A 22,728-nucleotide genomic window follows, 5' to 3' on the forward strand; every position below is an offset into this window, starting at 1 on the left:
CTCCTCACGACGACAGGCCGGCGGCGTCGGCGAGGGTGCGCCGGATCGTCCGCTTCGCAAGATCGATCTTGAAGTCGTTCGCGCCGTATCCGCGCGCGCCCTTGAGCGCCGCATCCGCGGCGGCGTCAAAGCTCGCCTCTGGTCGGCTCTCAGCGCTGAGCGCCTGCTCGGCCTCCGCGACCCGCCACGGCTTGTGCGCGACGCCGCCGAGGGCGAGCCGGCCGCCCAGCACCTGCCCGTCGCGGGCGTCGACCACCGCGGCGACCGAGACCAGCGCGAAGGCGTAGGACGCCCGGTCGCGGACCTTGCGGTAGACCTGACGGCCGGGGGGCGGCGGCGGCAGCCTGACCGCCGTGATGAGTTCGCCGTGCGCCAGCACCGTGTCCGCGTCGGGGCCCTGCGCCGGGTCGCGATAGAGCTCGGACACCGGTATCTCGCGGGTTGCGCCGTCGCCGGTCACCGTCCGCACCTGCGCGTCGAGCGCGGTCATGGCAACCGCCATGTCGGAGGGGTGCGTGGCGATGCAGGCGTCGCTCGCGCCGAGCACGGCGTGGATGCGGTTGAAGCCGCCGAGCGCCGAGCAGCCCGAGCCGGGCGTGCGCTTGTTGCAGGGCGTCGCCGTGTTGGTGAAGTAGGGGCAGCGCGTCCGCTGCAGCAGGTTTCCGCCGGTGGAGGCCGCGTTGCGCAACTGCCCCGAGGCGCCGGCCAGCAGCGCGCGCGACAGCAGGGGATAGGCCCGGCGCACCCGAGCGTCGGCCGCGAGCGCTGAGTTCTTCACCTGCGCGCCGACGACCAGACCGCCGTCCTCGGTCTCGTCGATCGCGTCGAGCTTCAGCCGCGAGACGTCCACGAGATGCTTCGGCCGCGCGACCCCGAGCTTCATCAGGTCCACGAGGTTGGTGCCGCCGGCGATGAAGGCTGCGTCCGGGCGCTCCGCGACCGCCTTGGCGGCCGCCGCCGCGTCGGCGGCGCGTTCGTAGGTGAAGGGCGTCACAGGGCGCCTCCTTCGGACGCGTCGCGGATCGCGGCGACGATGTTGGGATAGGCGGCGCATCGGCAGAGGTTGCCGCTCATGCGCTCGCGGATCTCGGCGTCGGTAAGGTCGATCGCGATGCCCAGGTCCTCGGTGACGTGGCTGGGCCAGCCTGCTTCGACCTCCTTCAGCATGGCGACGCTGGAGCAGATCTGGCCGGGGGTGCAGTAGCCGCACTGGAAGCCGTCGTGACGGAGGAAGGCCGCCTGCATCGGGTGCAGGTCGGCTTCGGCGGCGAGCCCCTCGATGGTGGTCACCTCGTCGCCCGCGTGCATCACCGCGAGGGTGAGGCACGAATTGATGCGCTGCCCGCCGACCATGACCGTGCAGGCGCCGCATTGGCCGTGATCGCAGCCCTTCTTGGAGCCCGTCAGATGCAGATGCTCGCGCAGCGCGTCGAGCAGCGTCGTGCGGGGATCGAGGCTAAGCGTCTGCGGCGTTCCGTTGACGATGAAGCGGACCTCGGATGCGTGCACCGACGGCGCCGAGGCGGGAAGGGCGTCGGGAGCGGCGGCGGCCGCGGGCGCGCAGACGCCCAGGGCGGCGGCGGCCACGGAGGCCTCCAGCACCTCTCGGCGCGACAGGCGAAGAAATTCGGTTTCCGGCATCATGCGGCGTCCTCGCAGATCGGTGCGGGCCGCCCGCGCGAAGCCCGATTCGGAGTCGTCCGGGCCACCCCCGCGTGCGGATGCGGCCGCGTCCGGCGCTCATCGGGGGCGGGCGCTGTTCACAGCGGTTCTAGATTGGACGGTCGCCGCCGGCTTCCAGGATCCCGGCGTGAATTTCAGGATCGCGCGGCGATCTCCGCGCGGTAGGCGCCCGGCGTGCGGCCGGTGCGCTCCCGGAAGGCTGTCGCGAAATGGCTCTGGCTGGAGAAGCCGCAAGCGAGGGCGATCTCGGCCAGGCTCCGACGCCGTTCGCCCAACAGCCGCTCGGCGCGTCGCACGCGCCGCTCCAGGACATAAGCGTAGGGCGCGACGCCCATCGCCGCGCGAAAGCGCCGGGCGAACCGGTCCACCGGCATGTCGAGCAGCCCGGCGAGGTCGACAAGCGCGATGTCTTCGTCGAGATGGTCTTCGACGTGGTCGACGATCCGGGCCAGCGCCCGACGGGAGAGCCCGCCGCCGGCGTCGGTCGGGGCAGGGGCGCCGCCGAGCGCGGACAGGCGCAGAAGGATCAGCGCCGTCATGTGCTCGATGTAGGCGGCTCCCGGATCGCCTCCGTCGCCGACTGCGTCGCGGAGGCCCGTCAGCAACGCGGCGATCACCGGATCCTCCCCGTTGACGAAGGCCTGCGGCGCCTTGAGGCCGGCGCAGCCCGCCAGGCTCTCGCCGAGGGCTGGGTCGATCCAAAGCGCGGCGTAGGAGAGGTCCGCCCGCCGATAGGATCCGCGACGGCGGACGCCCGCGGGCACGAAGCTCAGGGCGCCCGGAGCGTCGCGGCCGGCGTAGGGGCCGCCGCCATCGACGCGCACCTCCGTCGCGCCCGTCCCGCCCGCTTCGGTGAGGACGATCAGGTGAGAGGGCGATGTCCAATCCAGCGGGGCGTGGTCGCAGACCCAGGAGCGGCGGTCAAAGGTGACGGCGCCGCCGGCCCAGCGTCGCGCGGCCGGCGCACTGACCGCGCCGCCTCGCTCCGTCACCCTGCCGTGGCCGACCAGAGGCCGCATCGTCCTCACCTTCCGCGGATCGTCGGGCGGATGGTAGGGCGCCGAAGCGCAAGCGAGAAGCAGCAGCGCGGGGGAGGGGCCCCGCGCTGCCCCTTCGCCCCGCCTCAGTTGGTGACGAGCCAGCCCGCCTTCTCGAACAGGGTGCGAGCCTCAGCCTGCTCCTTCTTCACCTGGTCGGCGAAGGCCTGGCCGGTGACGAAGCGGTCGGTCTGGGAGGTGCGGGCGAGCCACTCCTTCCACTCCGGCGTCTCGCGCACCTTGGCCATGACGCCGGCGTAGTAGGCCGCCTGCTCGTCGGTCGCCTTGGCGTTCAGCCACACCGTGCGCGGCATCTGGTACTGCTCGACCGCGATCCCGGATTCCTTGCAGGTCGGGATGTCGGCCCAGGACATGTCGGCCGTGACCTTCTGGTCGTAGGACATGCGCTGGGGCGAGAACACGCAGAGCGGCCGGACCTGGCCGCCCTTCCACTGGCCGACGTTCTCCTGCGGGTTGTTGAAGTTCGCCTCGATGTGCGCGCCGGCGAGCTGCGTCGCGGCCTCGCCGCCGGACTTGAACGGGATGTAGGTGAACTTCGCGTCGGTCGCGTATTCGATCCGCTTCGACAGGATCTGGTCGGTGTCCTTCGACTGGCTGCCGCCGACCTGAAGCGGCTTTTCCTTGGCCGCGGCGACGAAGGCGGCGGCGTCCTTGTAGGGCGCGTCCTTGTGCGTCCAGAGCAGGAACTCGTCGACCGCCATGGCGGCGACGGGGCGGAGGTCGTCCGGCTGGTAGCCCGACTTCGTCACCAGCGGCAGCAGCCACTCGTTGTTGGTGCCGAAGACGAGCTTGTGCGGATCGGCGCCCGCGAGCTTGCCGTAGACGAAGGCTTCGGTGCCTGCGCCGCCGCCCTTGTTGGTGACGATCATGTTCACCGGCATCAGCTCGTGCTTCTGGATGATCGACTGGATCAGCCGGGCGAACTGGTCGGTGCCGCCGCCGGCGCCCGAGGCGACGACGAATTCGACGGGTTTCACCGGCTTCCACTCCGCCGCGGCGGGCGCGGCGACGGCGGCGGCGCCAAGCAGGCCGAGGGCGATCTTCGTGGTCAGGCTAGGCATCAGCTGTTCCTCCAGGTCCTAAAGTCCGTCGCGCCCCTCTGGCGTGGGCGTTGATCGAATCTGCGATGTCAGGCGGCGCGGCTGTCCGCGCCGTCCAGTCCGTTGCGGCGCTCGAGCTCGACCAGCAGGCCGGAGTGATCGAGGTCGCCGGCGTTCGCGAGCAGGCCGCGGAACAGGTCCGCCAGCAGCCCGGAGAACGGCAGGTCGAGCCCGAGCCCTTCGGCGGCCGAGAGCGCGTTGTCGATGTCCTTGAGATGGGTAACCGAACGGCCCTTGGTGACGAAGTCGCGCTCCACCATCCGCTGACCGTGCAGCTCCAGCACGCGGCTCTCGGCGAAACCGCCGCGGAGCGCCTCGCGGACCTTGGCGGGATCGGCGCCGCCCTTGGCCGCCAGCATCAGCGCTTCGCCGACGGCGCCGATGGCGACGCCGACGATGATCTGGTTGGCGAGCTTCGCGAGTTGCCCTGAGCCGGAGGGGCCGACGTGGACCGGCCTGCCCATGGCCTTGAGCAGCGTCTCGACGCGGGCGAAGGCGTCGGGCTCGCCGCCGGCCATGATGGCGAGCGTGCCGGCTTCGGCGCCTACGGTGCCGCCCGAGACCGGCGCGTCCACATGCGCAACGCCCCTGCGGGCGAGCCGGGCCGCATGGTCCTGCGCTTCCGCGGGCTTGATCGAGCTCATGTCGACCACGACCGCGCCGGATTTCAGCGCCGCGTCGGCGCCGGAAGCGAACAGCACCTCGGCGACGATCGGGCCGTTCTCAAGCATGGCCACGACGACGTCCGCCCCCGCGACGGCCTCCGCCGGGCTGTCGGCCACGCGCGCGCCCAGCGCTTCGAGCGCCTCGGCCTTTGCGCGGGAGCGGTTCCAGGCCGTGACGTGGTAGCCGGCCTTCAAGAGGTTCGCCGCTTGATGGCGCCCCATAAGACCGATGCCAAGAAACGCGACGGTGGGTTTGGCCGCGGTCATGAGGGGCTCCGTTCGGCGTGGGCTGGGACCGCCGCGACGCCGGCGCGGCGACGGCCGAGGAACATCGCCACGATCGGCCAGGCAAGCAGGATGAGGGCGATTGCGGTGAGCGTGCCGACGAGCGGGTTCGAGAAGAACACGCCCAGCGAGCCGCCCGACATGAGCATCGATTGCCGGAAGGCGTCCTCGGCCTTGTCGCCGAGCACCATCGCGAGCACGAGGGGCGCGATCGGGTATTCGAGCTTCTTGAAGAGGTAGCCGATCACGCCGAAGGCCAGAACAAGCCAGAGGTCGAACTCCGCGGAGGCGACCGTCCAGACGCCGATGAAGCACACCGAGACGATCAGCGGCGCGACCACGGCGAAGGGGATGCGCAGGATCGCGGCGAACAGCGGCACGGTGGCGAGCACCAGCACAACGGCGACCACGTTGCCGAGATACATGCTGGCGATGAGGCCCCACACGAAGTCCGGCCGCTCGACGAACAGGGTCGGCCCGGGCGTCAGGCCCCAGATCATCAGTCCGCCCAGCATGACAGCGGCCGTCGCGGAGCCCGGGATGCCGAGCGCCAGCATGGGCAGCATGGCGGAGGAGCCGGCGGCATGGTCGGCGGTCTCGGGCGCCACCACGCCCTCCGGCTCGCCCTTGCCGAAGTTCGCCGAGCGCCGGGAGAAACGGCGCGCGACGCCGTAGCTCATGAACGAGGCCGCGGTCGGCCCGCCGGGCGTCACGCCCATCCACACGCCGATCAGGCTGCCGCGCAGCAGCGCGAACCAGTAGCGCGGCATCTTGGCGATCGTCTGGAACACCTTCTTCGGCGAAATGCGGGAGGCGACCGCGTTGAAGCGCAGCCCCTCCTCCATGGTCAGCACCAGCTCGCCCAGGCCGAACAGGCCGATCACCGCGACGAGGAAGGAGATGCCGCGGAGCAGTTCGTCGAAGCCGAAGGTGAGGCGCAGCGACCCCGAGATCGTGTCCTGTCCCACGGTCGCGAAGGCGAGGCCGAGGGTCAGCGACACGATGGTCTTAAAGGGGTTGCCGCCGCCGAGGCCGACGAAGCTCGCGAAGGCGAGGAGATAGACGGCGAAGAACTCCGGCGACGAGAACTTCAGAGCGAAATCCGCGACTGCGCTCGAGAGCAGCGTGATGACGATTACCCCGACCATCGCGCCGAAGCCGGCGGACATGAAAGCGTAGGTGAGCGCCTCGGTCGCCTGGCCGTTCTTGGCCATGGGATGGCCGTCGAAGGTGGTCGCGACGGACGAGGGTTCGCCCGGGATGTTGAACAGGATCGAGGTGGTGGAGCCGCCGAACAGGGCGCCCCAGTACATCGAGGTCAGCAGAATGATGGCCGAGACCGGATCCATCGAGAAGGTGAGCGGCAGCAGCAGCGTCACGCCGTTCGGGGCGCCGAGGCCGGGGAGAACGCCCACCAGGATGCCGAGCAGCACGCCGCCGATCATCAGGGCGACATGGTGCCAGGAAAGCGCGATCTCGAAGCCGTGGAGGAGCAGCGGGACGTTGTCGAACATGGCCGCCGCTCCTCAGTACAGCCCAAGAGCCGCTTCGAGCGGCCCTTTGAGCAGGGGCGTCTGGAACCAGCGTTCGAACAGGACGAACATGACGACCGGCGCGCCGATCGCGATCGGGATCGCCTTCACGAGCGGGAAGCGGCCCTGCAGCGTGGTCGTCGCCAGCAGGTAGATCGCGGTCGCGACATAGAGCCCGAGGAACAGGCTGACCGGGACGAACAGCGCGACCGGAATGGCGAAGGCGGCGATCCGCTTGCCCTGCTCGCGCGTGATGAAGCTGTCGCCGGCGCCGACCCGCTGGACCAGCGTCTGGACAAGCACGGCGAGGCTCGCGCCCACGATGATAAGGCCGAGCCAGAACGGCACGTAGCCCGGCTCCGGGCCGGCGTCGCCCCAGCCGATGGAGTGCTCGTTCGCGCCGTAGATCACCAGGGCGCCGATGGCGGCTGCGCCCAGCGCGGCCGCCACTTCCATGGTGAAGCGCGACACGATCGTGCGGTCTTCGGCGGACATGGAGCCCCTCCTCGATCCGTTTCCTCGGGAACGGGGCCGCATCTCGCGGCGGCTCTCCGCTATCTTCTCAGCAGCGTCATCCCGGCCGCAGCGGAGCGGAGAGCCGGGACCGTCTTCAGCATTGGACGCCGGACGGCGCCTCGTCCGGAGGACGATCCCGGATCGTCGGCTGCGCCGCCGTCCGGGATGACGGCCGTCCGTTACGCCGCGCGCTGCGCCTTCGTGGCCTTGCGCGTCGCGCCCATACGGGCCGCAAGCAGCAGCGCCTCGCGGGTCGCGCCGACGTTCGCGACGCCTTGCCCCGCGATTTCGTAGGCTGTGCCGTGCGCCGGAGTGCAGATCGGCACGGGGAAGCCGCCGAGCAGCGTCACGCCCTTGTCGAAGCCAATGAGCTTCATCGCGATCTGCCCCTGATCATGGTACATGGTCAGCACCGCGTCGAAGTGACCGGCTACCGCGCGCACGAACACGGTGTCGGAGGGGTAGGGCCCCTCGCAGGCGATGCCCCGCGCCTTGCCTTCGCGCACGGCCGGCTCGATCTGCTCGATCTCCTCGGAGCCGAAGTTGCCGCCGTCGCCCGCATGCGGGTTGAGGCCCGCGACCGCGATGCGGGGACGGGCGATCCCGGAGGCCTTGAGCGAGGCGTCGGTCAGAGTCAGGCCCTTCATCACCGCGTCTTTGGTGATGCGCTCGGAGACGCCGGACAGGGGCACATGGCTGGTGACGCGCGCGTTCCAGAATTCGGGCAGCACGTTGAACTCGCTCGCCACGACGTCGACGCCGAGTTCGGTCGCCGAAAACTTGATCTCGTCGTCGTAGCCGGGGTTCGCGAGCCGCATCGCCTGCTTGTTGAACGGGGTGAAGGCCACCGCGTCCGCCACGCCTTCGCGGGCGAGCTTGAGCGCCGCACGGTAGTTCTGCGAGGCGAATTCGCCGCCTGCAAGCGAGACCTTGCCTCGAGCGACGCTCGCCGGGTCGAGGTTCTTGAGGTCGACGAACACCGGCTTGCCCTGAGGCTCGCGCGGGGCGTCCACGACGTCGAGGTCGAGCGTCACGCCCGCAGTCTCAGCGCCGTCCTGCAGCACGCGCAGGTCGCCGAACACGATGAAATCGGCGGCCTCCCGCACCTCCGGCAGAGCGAGCGCCTTGGCGGCGAGCTCCGGCGAGATGCCGGCGGGATCGCCCATGGCGAGCGCGATCAAAGGCTTTTGCGAAGTCTGCGTGGCGATGGTCACGGTCGCTCCCTGTCCGTTCTTCGTTGTTGCCCGAACGGTAGCGCCGCCGTCATCTAAGATCAAGTATGCTGCATACAGCATGTTGCATGACACAGAATTGACCTTCGGCGCCCGCTTGGCCATGCTGCAGACTGCGGTCGCCGCCGGACAGCCACTGCGCCGGATGGTCGATCCAGAGGGCCACATCGTTGACCGACCTGACCTCTTTCGACGGAAGCGCCCCGGAAACGCCGATCCTGCGGCGCTCGCTGCACGACGAGACCGTCGCCCGGCTGCGCGACATGATCATCGACGGCCGTCTCGCGCCGGGGGATCGGGTGAACGAAGGCGACGTCGGCCGTCGCCTGGGCGTGTCGCGGACCCCCATGCGGGAGGCCCTGAAGACGCTCGCGGCCGAGGGGCTCATTGAAAACGTGCCGGGGCGCGGCGCTGTTGTGCGCGCCTTCACCCGCCATGACGTCTTCGACATGCTCGAAGCGCTGAAGATCATCGAACAGGAAGCGGGCCGTCTTGCCTGCGCCCGGGCAAGCGACGCGGACATCGCCTCGCTCCGCGCCGTCCACGACCGGATGATGGAGCTCTACGCGGTCCGGAGCCGGCTGAACTATTTCAAGCTCAACCAGGACATCCATTCCGGCTTCGCCCGCATCTCCGGCAACGCCACGCTGCTCTGGGCGCACGAGTCGATCCAGGCGCGCATGAAGCGCATCCGGTTCGTCGGCAACGGCAGCGAGGACAAATGGGCGGCCGCGGTCGCCGAGCACGAAGAGATGATCGTCGCGCTCGAGGCCCACGACGGCGACGCGCTGGCGGAGGTCATCGGGCGCCACATCGACCGCACCTGGCTGCGCGTGCAGGACGCTCTGCCCGAGCGCGCGCCTGCCGCGCCAGCGGAGGAGCCGCTCGCCTCCTGAGCCGCTGGCGTCAACCCGCCTCGAGCGCGCGGATGACGCCGCGAAGCTCGGCCAAGCCGCGGAGGCGGCCGATAGCCGTATAGCCCGGATTGGTGCGCTTGGTCGGGCGAAGGTCGTCCAGCATCCGGTGGCCGTGGTCGGACCGGAACACGATTTTCCGGTCCGCGGTTCGGGCGCGGTCTTCGGCGAGCAGGACTTTCAGCACCGCGACCATGTCCACCTCGCCGTCGAGATGGTCGGACTCGTAGAACGAGCCGTCCGCCTCGCGCCGCGTCGCGCGCAGGTGCGCGAAGGCGATGCGCGGCCCGAAGCGGCGCGCTATCGCGGGAAGGTCGTTCGCTGGGCCGGCGCCTAAGGAGCCCGTGCAGTAACACATGCCGTTCGCTGGCGAGGGGACGGCGTCGAACAGCGCGGCGTAATCGTCGCCTGAGGAGGCGACCCTCGGCAGGCCGAACAGCGGGCGCGGAGGGTCGTCGGGGTGCAGCGTCAGGGTGACGCCCAACGCCTCGGCGCGCGGGGTGACAGCCTGCAGGAACTCGACCAGATGCCTCCGCAGAACGGCGGCGTCGACGTCCCTGTAGGCCGCGAGCTTGTCCCGGAAGGCGGGGATGGTCAGCGGCTCGGTGGTGGATCCCGGCAGGGCGCTCGCGATGTTGGTGACGAGCGCGGCGACGTCGTCCTCGGTCATCGCCTCGTAGACGGCTTTCGCCCGCGCCCGCGTCGCGGCGTCGAAGTCGCGCTCAGCCCCTGGGCGCTGGAGAATGTGCAGTTCGAAGGCTGCGAACCGGGCGAGGTCGAACCGCATGGCCCGGGCACCGTTCGGGAGCTCCCATTCGAGATCGGTGCGGCACCAGTCCACGACGGGCATGAAGTTGTAGCAGACGATTCTTATGCCGCAGGCGGCGAGCGCCTCCAGGCTCGCGATCCACGCCGCGATCGAGCGCGTCGCCACGCCGCCGGTTCGCTTGACGTCGTCGGGGATCGGGATCGACTCCACCACCGTCCAGTCGAGCCGCGACCGCGGTCCGCTCTCGATGATCCGCTTGCGCTCCTCGACCTCCGCCACGGTCCAGGCCTCGCCGATCGGAACCTGATGGAGCGCGGTGACGACCTCGCGCGCCCCCGCCTGCCGGACGTCGTCCAGGCTGACCGGGTCGTCCGGTCCGAACCAGCGCCAGGACTCCCGCATCAGATCAGCCCGCCGTCAACACGACCTTGACGCTCTGTGAGCGATCAAGCGCGAGCCGAAACGCCTGGGGTGCCTCGGACAAGGGGCGCTCGGCGGTCACCAGCGCCATGACGTCCACCTCTCCGGCGACGATGAGGTTGACCGCCTCGGCGAACTCGGCGTCGAACCGGAACGTACCCCGTAGATCGAGCTCTTTCGCCATGATGGCGTTGGCCGGGATCTCGATCTTGCCTCCTGGCAGGTTGCCGAGCTGGACGATCGTCGCGCCGCGCCGCACCGCCTTGATGGCGGAGGCGAGGCCCGCCGCCGTGCCGGACGCCTCGATCGCGACGTCGAACGCTTTGTCTTTCGCCAACTGGTCGAGCGCGGCGTCGCCTTGCGACAGATCAACCGCATGGTCCGCGCCGAGCCGGGCGGCGAAAGCGAGCGGCGCCGCGGCCATGTCGACCATGGCGACCTCCGCGGCGCGTGCGCGCTTCGCCGCCAACAGGGTCAGCAGGCCGATCGGTCCCGCGCCGAAGATCACCACGTTCCGCCCCGCCACCTCGCCTGCGCGACGCACCGCGTGTAGGCACACGGCCAGAGGCTCGGCGAGCGCCGCGGCCGCAAAGGGCAGGTCCCTGGGCACCTTCACGCATTGCGCCGGCGTCGCGTCGAACAGGCTCGCGAAGCCGCCCTGCATGTGCGGGGTCTTGGAGGCCGAGCCCATGAAGTAGATCTTCTCGCAGAGGTTCGGCCGGCCTTCCCGGCAGCGGGCGCAGGTTCCGCACCAGCGGGAGGGATTGACCGCCACGTGGTCGCCGATAGCGAGACCCGGCGCGTCGCCTGCGATCTCGACCACTTCGCCGGCGACCTCGTGCCCCAGCACAAGGGGCGAGGTGACGACGAAGTCGCCGGTCCGGGCGTGGCGGAAGTAGTGCATGTCGGAGCCGCAGATGCCGCCGGCGCCGAAGCGGATGCGGACCATGCCGGGCTCGAGGTCCCCCAGCGGCCGGTCGACCATGCGCAGGTCCTCGGGAGCGTAGAGCGTGACGGCGAGCGCCGTGGCGGCGGTCATTTCAGCAGTCCCATGTGCCGAGGCAGCCAGAGGCTGAGCTCGGGGATGAACGTGATCGCGAGCAGGGCGACGAACAGCGGGACCAGCCACGGCAGGATCGCCATGGTGGTGCGCTCCACGGAGAGCTTGGCCACCCGCGACAGGACGAACAGCACCATGCCGAGCGGCGGGTGCAGCAGGCCGATCATCAGGTTGAGCGTGATGATCAGGCCGAAATGCACAGGGTCGATCCCGAGCTTCAGCACGATCGGCAGGAGGATCGGCACAAGGATCGTGATCGCCGCGATGGTGTCGAGGAAGCAGCCGACGAACAGCACCAGGAGGTTCACCAGGATGAGGAACACCCACTTGTTCTCGGTGATCGACAGAAACGCTTCGGAGAGCAGGGCTGCGGCCTGACTCACCGTCAGCAGCCAGGCGAAGACCGAGGCTGCGGTCACGATGAACAGCACCGAGGCCGTGGTCTCGATGGTGTCGAACCCGGCCTTCGCCAGTGTCCGGAAGGTCATGGTTCGGTAGCGCACGAGGCCAAGGAACAGCGACCAGATCACCGCGGCGACCGCGGCCTCGGTCGGCGTGAACCAGCCGAGCGTCATGCCGCCGATCAAGATGACCGGCGTCATCAGCGCCATCACGGCCTCGAAGTCGAACCACCAGTCGAGCGCAAGCAGCGCCGCAAGCGCCACCAGAACTGCCACGTTGAGCGACACGCCGGCGAGCGTGAGAAGATAGATCGCGAGCGGGAACGAGAACACCACGACGATCTCGACCGTGGCTGAGAACAGCTTCCTGATCGCGAACGGCGTGTCGGAGCCCCAGCCGTACTTGTAGGCGAAGACTGCGACCGTGATCATCATCAGCAGCGTCATGACGACGCCCGGCAGGATGCCGGCCATGAACAGCGCGCCGATCGAGACGTTCGCCATCATGCCGTAGATCACGAAGGGCAGCGACGGCGGGAAGATCGGCCCCAGCGTGGCGGAGGCGGCGGTGACGCCGACCGCGACCTCCGTCGGATAGCCGTGGTCCTTCATCGCCTTGATCTCGATCGTGCCGATGCCGGCGGCGTCCGCCAGCGCCGTACCGGACATGCCGGAGAAGATCACCGAGCCGATGATGTTCACCTGCGCCAGCCCGCCCTTCATCCAGCCGACCAGCGCGACGGCGAAGGAATAGATGCGGCCCGTGACGCCGGCGATGTTCATCAGGTTGCCGGCGAGGATGAAGAACGGCACCGCGAGCAGCGGGAAGCTCTCGACGCCCGCGATCATGCGCTGGGCGACGATGATGTCGGGGGCGGCGCCGTAGGTGACGATGTAGAGCACCGACGAGACCGCCATGGCGATCGCGACGGGCACGCCGACGACCATCAGCACGAGGAAGCAGCCGAGGAGGAGGAGCATCGGTCAGTCTCCGGAGCCGTCGAAGGCGCCGGGGCGCTCGAGCACGGAATAGCCGCGGCGCCAGTTGGCGACCGCGACCTGGATGGCGCGGGCCAGCATCAACGCGAAGGCTGCAAGGATCAGGTAGAAGACGACGCTGCGCGGCAGGTCGATGGTGGTCATCCGCTCGCGCGCTACGAGCCGGGCGTAGCGGAACATCAGGTACGTTCCGTAGGCGAAGAAGCCGATCCGGACGAGGTCGACGCCGGTCGCCAGAGCCCGGCCCGCCGTCGCGCCGAGGTAGTGGTAGAGCACGTCGACCTGGATGTGCCGGGACATGCGCACGCACATCACGGAGCCGAGGAAGACGACGAGGACGAGCGCGTTGATCGCGATCTCCTCAGTCCAGGCGAGGCTGTCGTTCAGCACGTAACGGGTGACGAACTGCAGGACGACGCAGCCCGCCATGCCGACGAACAGAGCCAGCGTCAGCCAGTCCTCGAAAGCGTACTTCGAGAGATCGACGACGACCGGCTGGTCCTCGAAGGCGTGGGCGAGCTCTTCCGCCGTGACGGGGGTGTGGGGCTGGGCGAAATCGGCTGACATGGGCGGATCCGGGGAAGGGAGGTGCGTCATCCCGGCCGCCGCGGCGTAGCCGCGGAGAGCCGGGATCGTCGTGAGGAAGGGGCGCCGCTATCGGCGGGCGATCCCGGCTCTCCGCTTGCGCGTCGGCCGGGATGACGCCTCGCGCTCGCTCGGCGTCACTTCACCGCGCGGATGGCGTCGTAGTCTTCCTTCCGGTAGCCGTACATTTCGACCGGCGCCTTCTCGAGCACCGTCTTCTCGAAGTCCTTCTTGTCGACTTCGACGATGTTGAGTCCGCGCTCCTTGAACGCTGTCAGAAGCTTGGCCTCGCGCTCCTCGACGATCTTCGTCGCCCGCTCCGCCGCCTGCTGCGTCACCTCGGTGAAGATCTTCTTGTCTTCATCCGAGAGGGAGGCCCAGCGGCTCTGGGAGATGATGATGTTGAGGTGGTCGGTGATGTGGCCCGTCAGAATGACGTTCTTCTGAACCTCATAGAACTTCTTGGCGTCGATCGCGGTCAGCGGGTTTTCCTGGGCCTCGACGGTGCCGTTCTGCAGCGCGAGGTAGACCTCGGCGAAGGCGATCGGCGCGGTGTTGGCGCCGCAAGCCCGCGGCATGGCGAGGTAGGCCGGCGCGTCCGGCACGCGGATCTTGAGTCCCTTGAGGTCGGCGCAGGTCTTGATCACCCGGTTCGACGTCGTCGTCTGTCTGGTGCCGTAGTAAGTGGCGGCCAGGATGTGGTGACCGGTCTCTTCCTCGTAGCCCGCGGCGAGCTTCCGGAAGACGTCGCTCTTGGTGTAAGCGATGAGATGGGCGGGATCGCGGAAGATGTAGGGGTAATAGGTCACCCCGATCGGCTTGTACTCCTTGGCCGCGAAGCTCGAGCCGGAGATGATGATGTCGACGGTGCCGAGCGTGAGGCCCTGGTTGATGTCGGCTTCCTTGCCGAGCTGCGAGGCCGGATACACCGTGATCGTGTAGCGTCCGTTGGTGCGCTTCTTGATCTCCTCCGCCGCCCAGACCGACTCGGTGTGAAACGGTTCTGAGGCTTCGTAGACATGCGCCCATTTCAGCGCGGTCTGGGCCGAGGCCGGCGCGACCGATATCATGGCGAAGGCCGCGCCGAGCGCGGCGAGCGTGCGTTTCATCATTGGCGTTCCCTCAGGTGTTCTTTTTTATTCTGTCGCGTTCGTTGACGCTTGAAGCGAGGCTGGAAGGTCAGGCGCCTCCGTAAGCCGCGACGGTCGCGGCGGCGCCGCGGTCGTAGAGCCGGGCCAAGGCGCGGGTGACGGCCTCGACGAAGCGCGGATCGCGCGGCAGGTCTTGGCCGAAAACCTCGCGCACGCCGATCATCGCGGGGGCGAGCCGTTCCGCGACCGGGCCTGCGTCTTGGGCGATGGCGCGGAGCCGGGGCCCAAGCGGGTCCTGCACGTCGATCGGCGCTCCCTGCTCGTCCACGCCGGTCGCGTAGCGCATCCAGGCCGCAAGCCCGAGGGCGGAGGCGCCGATCGGCGCGCCCACGGCGAGACGCTCGCGCGCCACAGCGACGAGCCGCTGCGGCAGCTTCTGCGAGCCGTCCATGGCAACCTGCCAAGTGCGGTGGCGGAGCGCCGGGTTCCGCCAGCGCTCGAACAGGGCCCGCTTGTAGGCCTCGACGTCCGCCTCCGCGGGCACGGCGATCGTCGGCGTCGCCTCTTGGTCCATGTAGGCGCCGACGAGGGCCGCGAGAGCCTCGTCGGAGGCGGCCTCCGCGATGGTCTCGTAGCCCATGAGATAGCCGAGATAGGCCATGATCGAATGGCTGCCGTTGAGCAGCCGCAGCTTCATGTTCTCATAGGGCTCGACGTCGCCGACGATCTCCGCGCCGACCGTCTCCCACGCCGGGCGGCCGGTCGGAAACCGGTCCTCGATCACCCACTGAGAAAACGGCTCCGCCGTCACCGGCCAGGCGTCCTCAACCCCGAGCGCCTCGGCCACGCGGGCGCGGTCCGCGTCGGTGGTCGCGGGCACGATGCGGTCGACCATGGTTGAGGGCGCGGCGAGTTCGCCTTCGACCCAGGCGCCGAGCTCCGGGTCGCGCAAGGCGGCGAGCCGCGCGATGACGCGCTTCGCCACGCGTCCGTTCGACGGGAGGTTATCGCAGGTCAGCACGGTGAAGGGCGCCGCGCCCGCCTCCCGCCGCCGCCGTAGAGCCTCGACGATCACGCCCGGCGCCGAGCGGGGCGCGTGCGGATTGTCGAGATCGTGGCGGATGTCGGCGTGGTCTTCGTCGAGCTCGCCGGTGGAGGGCCGGTGGCAATAGCCCTTCTCGGTGACGGTCAGGCTGACGATCCTGACGCCCGGATCGGACATCGTTCGCAGCAGTTCGTCGCGCTCGTCGGGCGCGGCGAGCAGGCGCGTGATTGAGCCGATCACCCGCGGCGCGTCGCCGGCCCCCGAGCGCACCAGCAAAGTGTAGAGCCCGTCCTGCGGGACGAGGGCGTCGCGGGTGTCGGGAGTTCGAAGACTCGCGGCGGCGATGCCCCAACGCGGATCAGCCGCCAGCAGATCGTCCGTGAACGCCGCCTGATGCGCGCGGTGGAACGCGCCCACGCCGAGATGGACGATCCCGGTGGACAGGGCGGCGCGGTCGTACGCCGGCCGACGCACCGCCGCCGGCAGCCGGGCGAGCGTGTCGGCGTTGAGCCGCGCCCTCGGCGCCGCGACGCCGTCGATCCTGTGCGCCGCATTCGGCGTCATGACGCTCCTCCCAGAGCGAGCTTTTCGCTATGCTAGTATGGTAGTTTCACCGCGGCAACCACGCGGACGCAAATGTTCGCCTCTCGAACTTATCTATCGCGGACGCTGCGATGAACGCTTTAGGCTTCGTTTTCGACGACGCCGTCCCAGTGACCCGGCAGCTCACCCGCGCCCTACGCAACGCGATCGTGACCATGCAGCTGCGGCCGGGCGAGATGATCTCGGAGCAGGAGATCGCGACGCGGTATGGCGTCAGCCGATCGCCCGTTCGCGAGGCCTTCATCCGGCTCGGGGACGCGGGGCTGCTGAGGATCCGCCCGCAACGGGGAACGCTGGTGGTGAAGATCTCGCGCATGGCCGTTGAGAACGCCCGCTTCGTGCGCGAGGCGATCGAATGCGCCGTCGTGAGGGAGGCGGCCCAGCGCGTCGATCGCGAGGCGCGCGTCCTGCTCAAGGCGAGCCTGAAGCGGCAGAGTTCGGCGGTCGCGGCGCGCGACGGCGCGGCGCTGTTCGCGCTGGACGAGGATTTCCACCGCCTGCTGGCGGGCGTCGCCGGCCGCACCGCGGCGTGGGACGTCTTGGAGGACGTCAAGGCGCAGATGGACCGCGTGCGCTACATCGACATGGCCGAGGCCGTCCCTATGGCGATCGTAGCGGCGCACCATACCGCGATCGCCGAGGCCGTGATCGCCGCCGACCCGGACGCGGCGGAGAGCGCGATGCGCGCGCATCTCACGCTCATCCTCGAGTCGATGCCGCGGCTCGCCGCGGCGCATGCCGAGCTGTTCGAGCCCTGAAACGCGTTCGCCCGCCGGCATGCGGCGGGCGAATGATCGTGTAGGCCTCGTGGACGGTTAGCGCGCGGGGGCGGCGCCGTCGACGCGGCGCGGCGCGCCGAGCGGGTTGTCGCTCTTCAGCGGGGCCGGCAGCAGCTCGTCGGGCAGATCCTGATAGCTCACCGGCCGCAGGAAGCGGTTGATGGCGAGGCTGCCGACCGACGTCGTGCGGCCGTCGGAGGTCGCGGGGAAGGGGCCGCCATGCACCATGGCGTGCGCCACCTCGACGCCCGTGCCGAAGCCGTTGACGAGGATGCGGCCGACCTTTCGCTCCAGCAGCGGCAGCAGCGAACGGGCGGCGTCGTGGTCCGCCTCGTCTATGTGGATCGCGGCGGTGAGCTGGCCTTCGAGGCTCGCGAGCACGCGGCGCAGCTGGTCGAGGTCGGCGCAGCGCACCACAAGGCCGGTCGCGCCGAAGATCTCCTCCTGCAGCGCAGGATCAGCGAGGAAGGTCTCGGCGTCGACCTCATAGAGGCCGGCCTGTCCCGCAGTGCCTGCGCCGGGCTTGCCGCGCGCGATCTCCTTCACGGCCGCATGGCCGGCGAGCTTCGCGACGCCCTTCTCGTAGGCGGCGTGGATGCCGGGCGTCAGCATGGTGGAGGCCGGCGTCTCGGACAGCGCCGCGCCCGCGGCGGCGACGAAGCCGTCGAGCCCTTCGCCTTCAAGCCCGAGGATCAGGCCCGGATTTGTGCAAAACTGACCGGCGCCGAGCGTGACGGAGCCGGCGAAGGCTTTGGCGATCGCGTCGCCGCGCGCGGCGAGGGCGCCGGGGAACAGCACGACGGGGTTGATGCTGCTCATCTCGGCGTAGACCGGAATCGGCACGTCGCGCTCCCGGGCGATCTTCATCAGCGCGAGACCGCCGGCGCGGGAGCCGGTGAAGCCCACCGCCGCGATGCGCGGATCAGCGACGAGCGCCTGGCCGATGGTCCGGCCGGCGTCGAACAGCAGCGAGAACACGCCCTCGGGGAGGCCGCAGGCCGCGACAGCCTTCTGCACCGCGCGGCCGACGAGCTCCGACGTGCCGGGATGCGCGGGATGCGCCTTCACCACCACGGGGCAGCCCGCGGCGAGCGCCGAGGCGGTGTCGCCGCCGGCGACCGAGAAGGCGAGCGGGAAGTTCGAGGCGCCGAACACCGCGACCGGGCCTACGGGGATGTTGCGCAGCCGCAGGTCCGGACGCGGCAGCGGCTTGCGCTCCGGCAGCGCGGGGTCGATGCGGAGGTCGAGGAACGTTCCGTCGCGCACGACGCCGGCGAACATCTTGAGCTGGCCGACGGTGCGGCCGCGCTCCCCTTCGAGCCGCGGACGCGGCAGGCCGCTCTCCGCCATGGCGCGCTCGATCAGCTCGTCGCCGACGGCGAGGATCTCGTCGGCGATGGTCTCGAGGAATTTCGCGCGCGTCTCGAGGTCGGTCTCGGCGTAGGTCCCGAAGGCCTCGGTCGCGAGCGTGAGCGCCCGGTCGAGGTCCTCCAGCGAGGCCCCGCCGAACGCCGGCTCGATCGGCTTGCCGGTCGCCGCCTCGATCGCTTGGAAGCTCTCGCCTGTTCCGCGGACGGCGCTCGCGCCGATCAGGTTCTCGCCGGTGATGGACATGTGGTTTTCCTTCGGACGTTTCGGGAGCGCGCGATCGTTGGAGAGACCCGCGTCACTTGCCCCAGCGCAGCACCACCGGGTCGAGGCGTTTGGCGATCTCGATCAGGCCGGCCCGCGTAGCGGGATGTAACGGCGGAAGGGGCGAGCGCAAGGTCTCGTGCTTGATGACCCCGCCCTCCTTCATGAGCGCCTTGCAGGCGGCGAGGCCGCATTGGCGGTTCTCGTAATTGATCAGCGGCAGCCAGCGCTCGTAGGCCGTCGCGGCCGCCTCGCGGTCGCCGGCGAAATAGGGGTCGACGATCTGGCGGATGCCGTCGGCGTAGGCGCCGCCCGTCATGGCGCCGGTCGCGCCGGCGTCGAGGTCGGCCATCAACGTGATCGCCTCCTCGCCGTCCCACGGGCCGACGATGGCGTCGCCGCCCTCCTCGATCAGCGCGCGGAGCTTCGCGGCGGCGAAGGGCACTTCGATCTTGAAATAGGAGAGGTGCTCGATCTCCTTCGCCATCTTGGCGAGGAACGGCACCGAAAGCGGCGTGCCGGCGACAGGCGCGTCCTGCACCATGATCGGGATGTCGATCGCGTCCGAGACGGTCTTGAAGAAGGCGTAGATCTGCGGCTCGGGCACCCGGAAGGTGGCGCCGTGGTAGGGCGGCATCACCATCACCATCGCGGCGCCGGCGTCCTGCGCCCGCTTCGAGCGCTCGGCGCAGACATGGGAGCCGAAATGGGTCGTGGTGACGATCACGGGCACGCGGCCGGCGACGTGCTCAAGCACGCAGTCCAGCACCTGGTCGCGCTCGGCGTCGGTCAGCACGAACTGCTCGGAGAAGTTGGCGAGGATGCAGAGGCCGTTCGAACCCGCGTCGATCATGCAGTCGACGGCGCGGCGCTGGCCGTCGAGGTCGAGCCGCCCGTCGGCGTCGAACACGGTCGGGGCGACGGGAAACACGCCGCGATAGGGAGCGGGGCTGGCCATATCAAATGATCCTCAATCGAACATTTGTTCGAGGGTGAGATAGCGGAATGCGCGGGAGAGGGGAAGCCGGACGTGGCGCGATGCCTGGGCGGAGCGCGGCAGCCGCGTCCCGCGGCGCCTGCCATGACGGCGTCAAGCTCGGCCTGCCCGTGCCGTCCAGGCCAAGGGACCGTCGACGCGAGGGGAAGGCATCGATCCCCCGGACAAGCAGGGGGATGACGGCGTTCCAGCCGCCGCGCGCTCTCGCCGGGGGATCAGTTCGTCAGTTCGGCCGGCAGCGCCATGCCGAAGTACTTCTGGTAGATCTCGTTGAGCTTGCCGTTCTTGAGGTTCGCCGACACCCACTCGTCGAGCTTGGCCTGGAACGCCTCGTCGTTCTTGCGCAGGCCGATCGCCATCGGGTAGGCGGCCATGGTCAGCTTCACCTCGAGGTTCTTGCCCGGGTTGGCGTCGCGCACGGCGTTCGCGGTCGAGAGCGCGGCCGCCAGGATGTCCTGCTGGCCGGTGGCGACCGCCGCGTTGGCGGTGGCCTCGTCCTCGTAGCGGACGACGCGGGCGCCCGGAGCCGAGGCCTTGGTCACCTTGGTCAGTTCGATGTCGGCGGTGGTGCCGCGGGCGACCGCGATGGTCTTGCCGTCCAGATCCTCGGGCTTCGCGATTGTCGCGTCCTTAGGGGCGGAGATCACGACGGGCACGACGCCGTAGGGCTTCGAATAGGCGACGACCTTCTTCCGCTCTTCGGTGATCGAGAACGAGGCGATCACGACGTCCGCCTTGCCGGAGAGCAGGAAGGGCACGCGGTTGGCGCCCGACACCTGGACGATCTGCAGCTTCACGCCGAGGTCGTCGGCGAGGAGCTTGGCGGTCTCCACGTCGGAACCGGTCTCTTTGGCGGAGGAATCGAGCATGCCATAGGGCGGATGGCTCACGTCGATCGCGACCAGGACCGCGCCGCGCTCTTTGATGGTCTCGAGCGTGCCCGCGTAAGCGGGGGCGGCGAACGCCGCGAGGCCAAGGGCCAGCGCGAGCGCGGAGCGACGGGAGACGGTGGCGAAGGTCATGGGTTGTTCCTCTCGAGGGCCGGCCGTCTTACCGCGGCCGATTGAATGAAGGCGTGATGCGTCAAAGACGTCGCGAGACGTCAGAGGTCCGTGGCGACGAACTGCTGCAGTTCGGGCGTCTGGGGCGCGCGCAGCATCTCCGCGCCGCCTCGCTCCCAAACCTTGCCGTGGTGCATGAAGACGATCTGGTCGGCGACCCCGCGGGCGAAGCCCATCTCGTGCGTCACCAGCACCATGGTCATGCCGTCCTGGGCGAGTCGCTCGATCACGCGCAGCACCTCGCCGGTAAGCTCGGGATCGAGCGCCGAGGTGACCTCATCGAACAGCATCAGCTTCGGCTTCATGGCTAGCGAGCGGGCGATCGCGACGCGTTGCTGCTGGCCGCCGGACAGCTGCTCGGGATAGCTCTGCGCTTTCTCCGACAGGCCCACCTGCGCCAGCACATGGGCGGCGAGCTCCTTCGCCTCCTTCGCGCCGACCTTCATCACCTTGCGCGGGGCGAGGGTGACGTTCTGCTCGACCGTGAGGTGCGGAAACAGGTTGTAGCTCTGGAACACGATCCCGACCTCCTGGCGCAGCTTGCGCAGGTCGGTCTTGCCGTCGTGGAGCTTCTCGCCGCAGACGTGCAGCTCGCCGCCGTTCACCGTCTCGAGGCCGTTAATGCAGCGGAGCGCGGTGCTCTTTCCGGACCCCGAGCGCCCGACGAGCACGACGACGTCGCCGCGAGGCACGTCGAGCGTGATGCCCTTCAGCACCTCGACGGCGCCGAAGGATTTGTGGACGTCCTGGAAGCGGACCATGGGATCCATGGAAGATGTCTCCTCAGACGCGTTTCAGCTTGCGCTCGAACCGACCGGCGAGCAGCGACAGCGGGTAGCAGATGACGAAGTAGAGCGCGGCGGCGACCGAGAAGACGAGGAAAGGCTTGTAGGTCGAGTTGTTCAGGACCTTGGCCGAATAGGTCAGGTCGAAGAAGCCGATCACCACCGAATACGACGTGTTCTTGACGATCTGGACGAGGAAGCCGACCGTGGGCGGCACCGCGATCTTGAGCGCCTGGGGCAGGATCACGTGGACGAAGCGCTGCGGTCCGGTCAGGGCGAGGCACTCCGCCGCCTCCCACTGCGTCTTCGGCACCGCCTGGATGCAGCCCTTCCAGATCTCCCCGAGATAGGCGCTGGAGTAGGCGGTCATCGCGAGCCCGGCCGCGACCAGCGCCGGCACTTCGAAACCGCCGATCGATAGCCCGAAGTAGACCACGAACATGATCACCGGCAGCGGAACGCCCTGGATCAGCTGGACATAGGCGCTCGAGATCATCCGCAGCGCTTTGAGCTTCGACGAGCGGGCGAGCGCCACCGGCAGGCCGAGGATCGTGCCTCCGACGAAGCCCAGCAGCGACAGAACCAGGGTCCAGCCCGCGCCGCGGACGAGGAAGAGGAGTTGATCGACGGTCAGTCCGAGCATCGCGCCGATCCCTCTAAAGCGGCGTGCCGAGCCGCCGCCGGCGCGGGAACGCGGCGAGCGCGACTCCGTGCAGCGTGAGCCGGAGCATGGTGACGAGGACGAGGTAGATCCCGGCGGTGACGAGGTAGGCCTCGAAGCCGCGGAAGGTGAAAGACTGGATCTGGTAGGCGACGCCGGTCAGCTCTTCGGCTGAGATCTGCGACATGATCGAGGTCGCAAGCATCATGAGGATGAACTGGCTGACGAGCGCCGGGTAAACACGCTCCACCGCCTGGGGCAGCTCCACGTAGAGCACCCGCTGGGGTCCGCTGAGCGCAAGACAGGAGGCGGCTTCGCGCTGGCCGCGCGGAATGCTTTCGAAGCCCGCCCGCATGATCTCGGCGGTGTAGGCGCCGACGTTGATCGAAAGCGCGATGACGGCGGCGGTGAAGGCGTCGAGACGGGCGCCAAGCACCGCCAGGCCGAAGAACAGCCAGAACACCTGGATGACGAGCGGCGTGTTGCGGATCGCCTCGACATAGATCGTCGCCACGCGCCGCACCGGCGGCGAGCCGTAGATCCGGCCGATCGCGCAGAGGGTCCCCAGGACGAAGCCCGGCACAATTGAGACGACCGTCATCCAGAGCGTCAGCCACACCCCCCGCCACAGATCCGGGGCGTACTCGCTCAGAAAACTGAAGTCGAACTCGTAGCCCATTCCTCGATCCGTTCCAGACTGGCTGTCGTCAATCCGCGTTTCGTCTTCAGGACAAGTCGCGTTGCGACGTCGTCTTGGAGCTGATGGGCAGGAATACGAGCCGAAAGAACGTGAAGACGGTCGAAACGATCGATCCGTCCGGTTTCCTCATGATCAGCGCTCTGACGTCGCTGTTG

Annotated in this window: 22 protein-coding genes; 2 read left to right on the forward strand and 20 right to left on the reverse strand. The window is 69.1% G+C overall.

Annotated features, from left to right (window positions below; translation table 11 throughout):
• Window positions 1-4: 4 nt before the first annotated feature.
• From METY_RS05605 to METY_RS05640, 8 genes are all read right to left on the reverse strand, one after another.
• Window positions 5-994 (reverse strand): FAD binding domain-containing protein, encoded by a 990-nt coding sequence (locus METY_RS05605; protein WP_103120389.1) that lies wholly within the window; start codon window positions 992-994, stop codon window positions 5-7.
• On the reverse strand, window positions 991-1,644 hold the full coding sequence (gene paoA, locus METY_RS05610) for an aldehyde dehydrogenase iron-sulfur subunit PaoA (protein WP_103120390.1): 654 nt from the start codon (window positions 1,642-1,644) through the stop codon (window positions 991-993). Before paoA ends, METY_RS05605 begins: the two co-directional genes overlap by 4 nt.
• Before the next feature lie 173 nt (window positions 1,645-1,817).
• Window positions 1,818-2,702 (reverse strand): helix-turn-helix domain-containing protein, encoded by an 885-nt coding sequence (locus METY_RS05615; RefSeq protein ID WP_103120391.1) that lies wholly within the window; start codon window positions 2,700-2,702, stop codon window positions 1,818-1,820.
• Window positions 2,703-2,806: 104 nt separating this feature from the next.
• Window positions 2,807-3,802 (reverse strand): Bug family tripartite tricarboxylate transporter substrate binding protein, encoded by a 996-nt coding sequence (locus METY_RS05620; RefSeq protein WP_103120392.1) that lies wholly within the window; start codon window positions 3,800-3,802, stop codon window positions 2,807-2,809.
• Between the two features lie 68 nt (window positions 3,803-3,870).
• Entirely contained in the window at window positions 3,871-4,773 is a 903-nt protein-coding gene (locus tag METY_RS05625) for an NAD(P)-dependent oxidoreductase (RefSeq protein ID WP_103120393.1), read from the reverse strand.
• Window positions 4,770-6,305: a tripartite tricarboxylate transporter permease gene (locus METY_RS05630; protein ID WP_103120394.1), complete on the reverse strand. Its 1,536-nt coding sequence runs from the start codon at window positions 6,303-6,305 to the stop codon at window positions 4,770-4,772. Before METY_RS05630 ends, METY_RS05625 begins: the two co-directional genes overlap by 4 nt.
• Window positions 6,306-6,317: 12 nt before the next feature.
• Entirely contained in the window at window positions 6,318-6,818 is a 501-nt protein-coding gene (locus METY_RS05635) for a tripartite tricarboxylate transporter TctB family protein (RefSeq protein ID WP_160147311.1), read from the reverse strand.
• 200 nt (window positions 6,819-7,018) lie between these two features.
• On the reverse strand, window positions 7,019-8,005 hold the full coding sequence (locus METY_RS05640; RefSeq protein ID WP_103120457.1) for a 4-hydroxythreonine-4-phosphate dehydrogenase PdxA: 987 nt from the start codon (window positions 8,003-8,005) through the stop codon (window positions 7,019-7,021).
• Window positions 8,006-8,241: 236 nt separating this feature from the next.
• Here METY_RS05640 and METY_RS05645 point away from each other — a divergent pair, with 236 nt between their 5' ends.
• Window positions 8,242-8,967, forward strand: a complete 726-nt coding sequence (locus METY_RS05645) for a GntR family transcriptional regulator (protein WP_103120396.1) — start codon at window positions 8,242-8,244, stop codon at window positions 8,965-8,967.
• 10 nt (window positions 8,968-8,977) lie between these two features.
• On the opposite strand, the gene uxuA is transcribed toward METY_RS05645, so the two are convergent.
• The 6 genes from uxuA to METY_RS05675 form a co-directional block, all read right to left on the reverse strand.
• Window positions 8,978-10,156 (reverse strand): mannonate dehydratase, encoded by a 1,179-nt coding sequence (gene uxuA / locus METY_RS05650; protein ID WP_200819604.1) that lies wholly within the window; start codon window positions 10,154-10,156, stop codon window positions 8,978-8,980.
• Between the two features lie 4 nt (window positions 10,157-10,160).
• Entirely contained in the window at window positions 10,161-11,213 is a 1,053-nt protein-coding gene (locus tag METY_RS05655) for an L-idonate 5-dehydrogenase (RefSeq protein WP_103120398.1), read from the reverse strand.
• Window positions 11,210-12,616 (reverse strand): TRAP transporter large permease, encoded by a 1,407-nt coding sequence (locus METY_RS05660; RefSeq protein WP_103120399.1) that lies wholly within the window; start codon window positions 12,614-12,616, stop codon window positions 11,210-11,212. The genes METY_RS05655 and METY_RS05660 overlap by 4 nt, the downstream gene beginning before the upstream one ends.
• Window positions 12,617-12,619: 3 nt before the next feature.
• Window positions 12,620-13,201: a TRAP transporter small permease gene (locus tag METY_RS05665; RefSeq protein WP_103120400.1), complete on the reverse strand. Its 582-nt coding sequence runs from the start codon at window positions 13,199-13,201 to the stop codon at window positions 12,620-12,622.
• A gap of 155 nt (window positions 13,202-13,356) precedes the next feature.
• The gene (locus tag METY_RS05670) at window positions 13,357-14,328 is read right to left on the reverse strand and encodes a sialic acid TRAP transporter substrate-binding protein SiaP (RefSeq protein WP_444849067.1); all 972 of its coding nucleotides are present in this window, start codon (window positions 14,326-14,328) and stop codon (window positions 13,357-13,359) included.
• A 70-nt stretch (window positions 14,329-14,398) separates the two neighbouring features.
• A complete protein-coding gene (locus METY_RS05675; RefSeq protein WP_103120402.1) occupies window positions 14,399-15,919 on the reverse strand; it encodes a mannitol dehydrogenase family protein in 1,521 nt (506 codons plus the stop codon).
• 110 nt (window positions 15,920-16,029) lie between these two features.
• Here METY_RS05675 and METY_RS05680 point away from each other — a divergent pair, with 110 nt between their 5' ends.
• On the forward strand, window positions 16,030-16,716 hold the full coding sequence (locus tag METY_RS05680) for a GntR family transcriptional regulator (protein WP_103120403.1): 687 nt from the start codon (window positions 16,030-16,032) through the stop codon (window positions 16,714-16,716).
• Between the two features lie 57 nt (window positions 16,717-16,773).
• Here METY_RS05680 and METY_RS05685 read toward each other — a convergent pair whose 3' ends face one another.
• The 6 genes from METY_RS05685 to METY_RS05710 all read right to left on the reverse strand — a co-directional run bounded on the left by METY_RS05685 (window position 16,774) and on the right by METY_RS05710 (window position 22,552).
• The gene (locus METY_RS05685) at window positions 16,774-18,351 is read right to left on the reverse strand and encodes an aldehyde dehydrogenase (NADP(+)) (RefSeq protein WP_103120404.1); all 1,578 of its coding nucleotides are present in this window, start codon (window positions 18,349-18,351) and stop codon (window positions 16,774-16,776) included.
• A gap of 52 nt (window positions 18,352-18,403) precedes the next feature.
• Entirely contained in the window at window positions 18,404-19,327 is a 924-nt protein-coding gene (locus tag METY_RS05690) for a dihydrodipicolinate synthase family protein (protein ID WP_103120405.1), read from the reverse strand.
• A gap of 254 nt (window positions 19,328-19,581) precedes the next feature.
• A complete protein-coding gene (locus tag METY_RS05695; protein WP_103120406.1) occupies window positions 19,582-20,388 on the reverse strand; it encodes a transporter substrate-binding domain-containing protein in 807 nt (268 codons plus the stop codon).
• An 80-nt stretch (window positions 20,389-20,468) separates the two neighbouring features.
• Window positions 20,469-21,197 (reverse strand): amino acid ABC transporter ATP-binding protein, encoded by a 729-nt coding sequence (locus tag METY_RS05700; protein ID WP_103120407.1) that lies wholly within the window; start codon window positions 21,195-21,197, stop codon window positions 20,469-20,471.
• Between the two features lie 13 nt (window positions 21,198-21,210).
• Window positions 21,211-21,855: an amino acid ABC transporter permease gene (locus tag METY_RS05705; protein WP_103120408.1), complete on the reverse strand. Its 645-nt coding sequence runs from the start codon at window positions 21,853-21,855 to the stop codon at window positions 21,211-21,213.
• Between the two features lie 13 nt (window positions 21,856-21,868).
• On the reverse strand, window positions 21,869-22,552 hold the full coding sequence (locus tag METY_RS05710; protein WP_103120409.1) for an amino acid ABC transporter permease: 684 nt from the start codon (window positions 22,550-22,552) through the stop codon (window positions 21,869-21,871).
• Between the last annotated feature and the right edge of the window lie 176 nt (window positions 22,553-22,728).

Origin of the sequence: Methylopila sp. Yamaguchi (genome assembly GCF_002897035.1) — a bacterium.
Classification (GTDB): Bacteria; Pseudomonadota; Alphaproteobacteria; order Rhizobiales; family Methylopilaceae; genus Methylopila.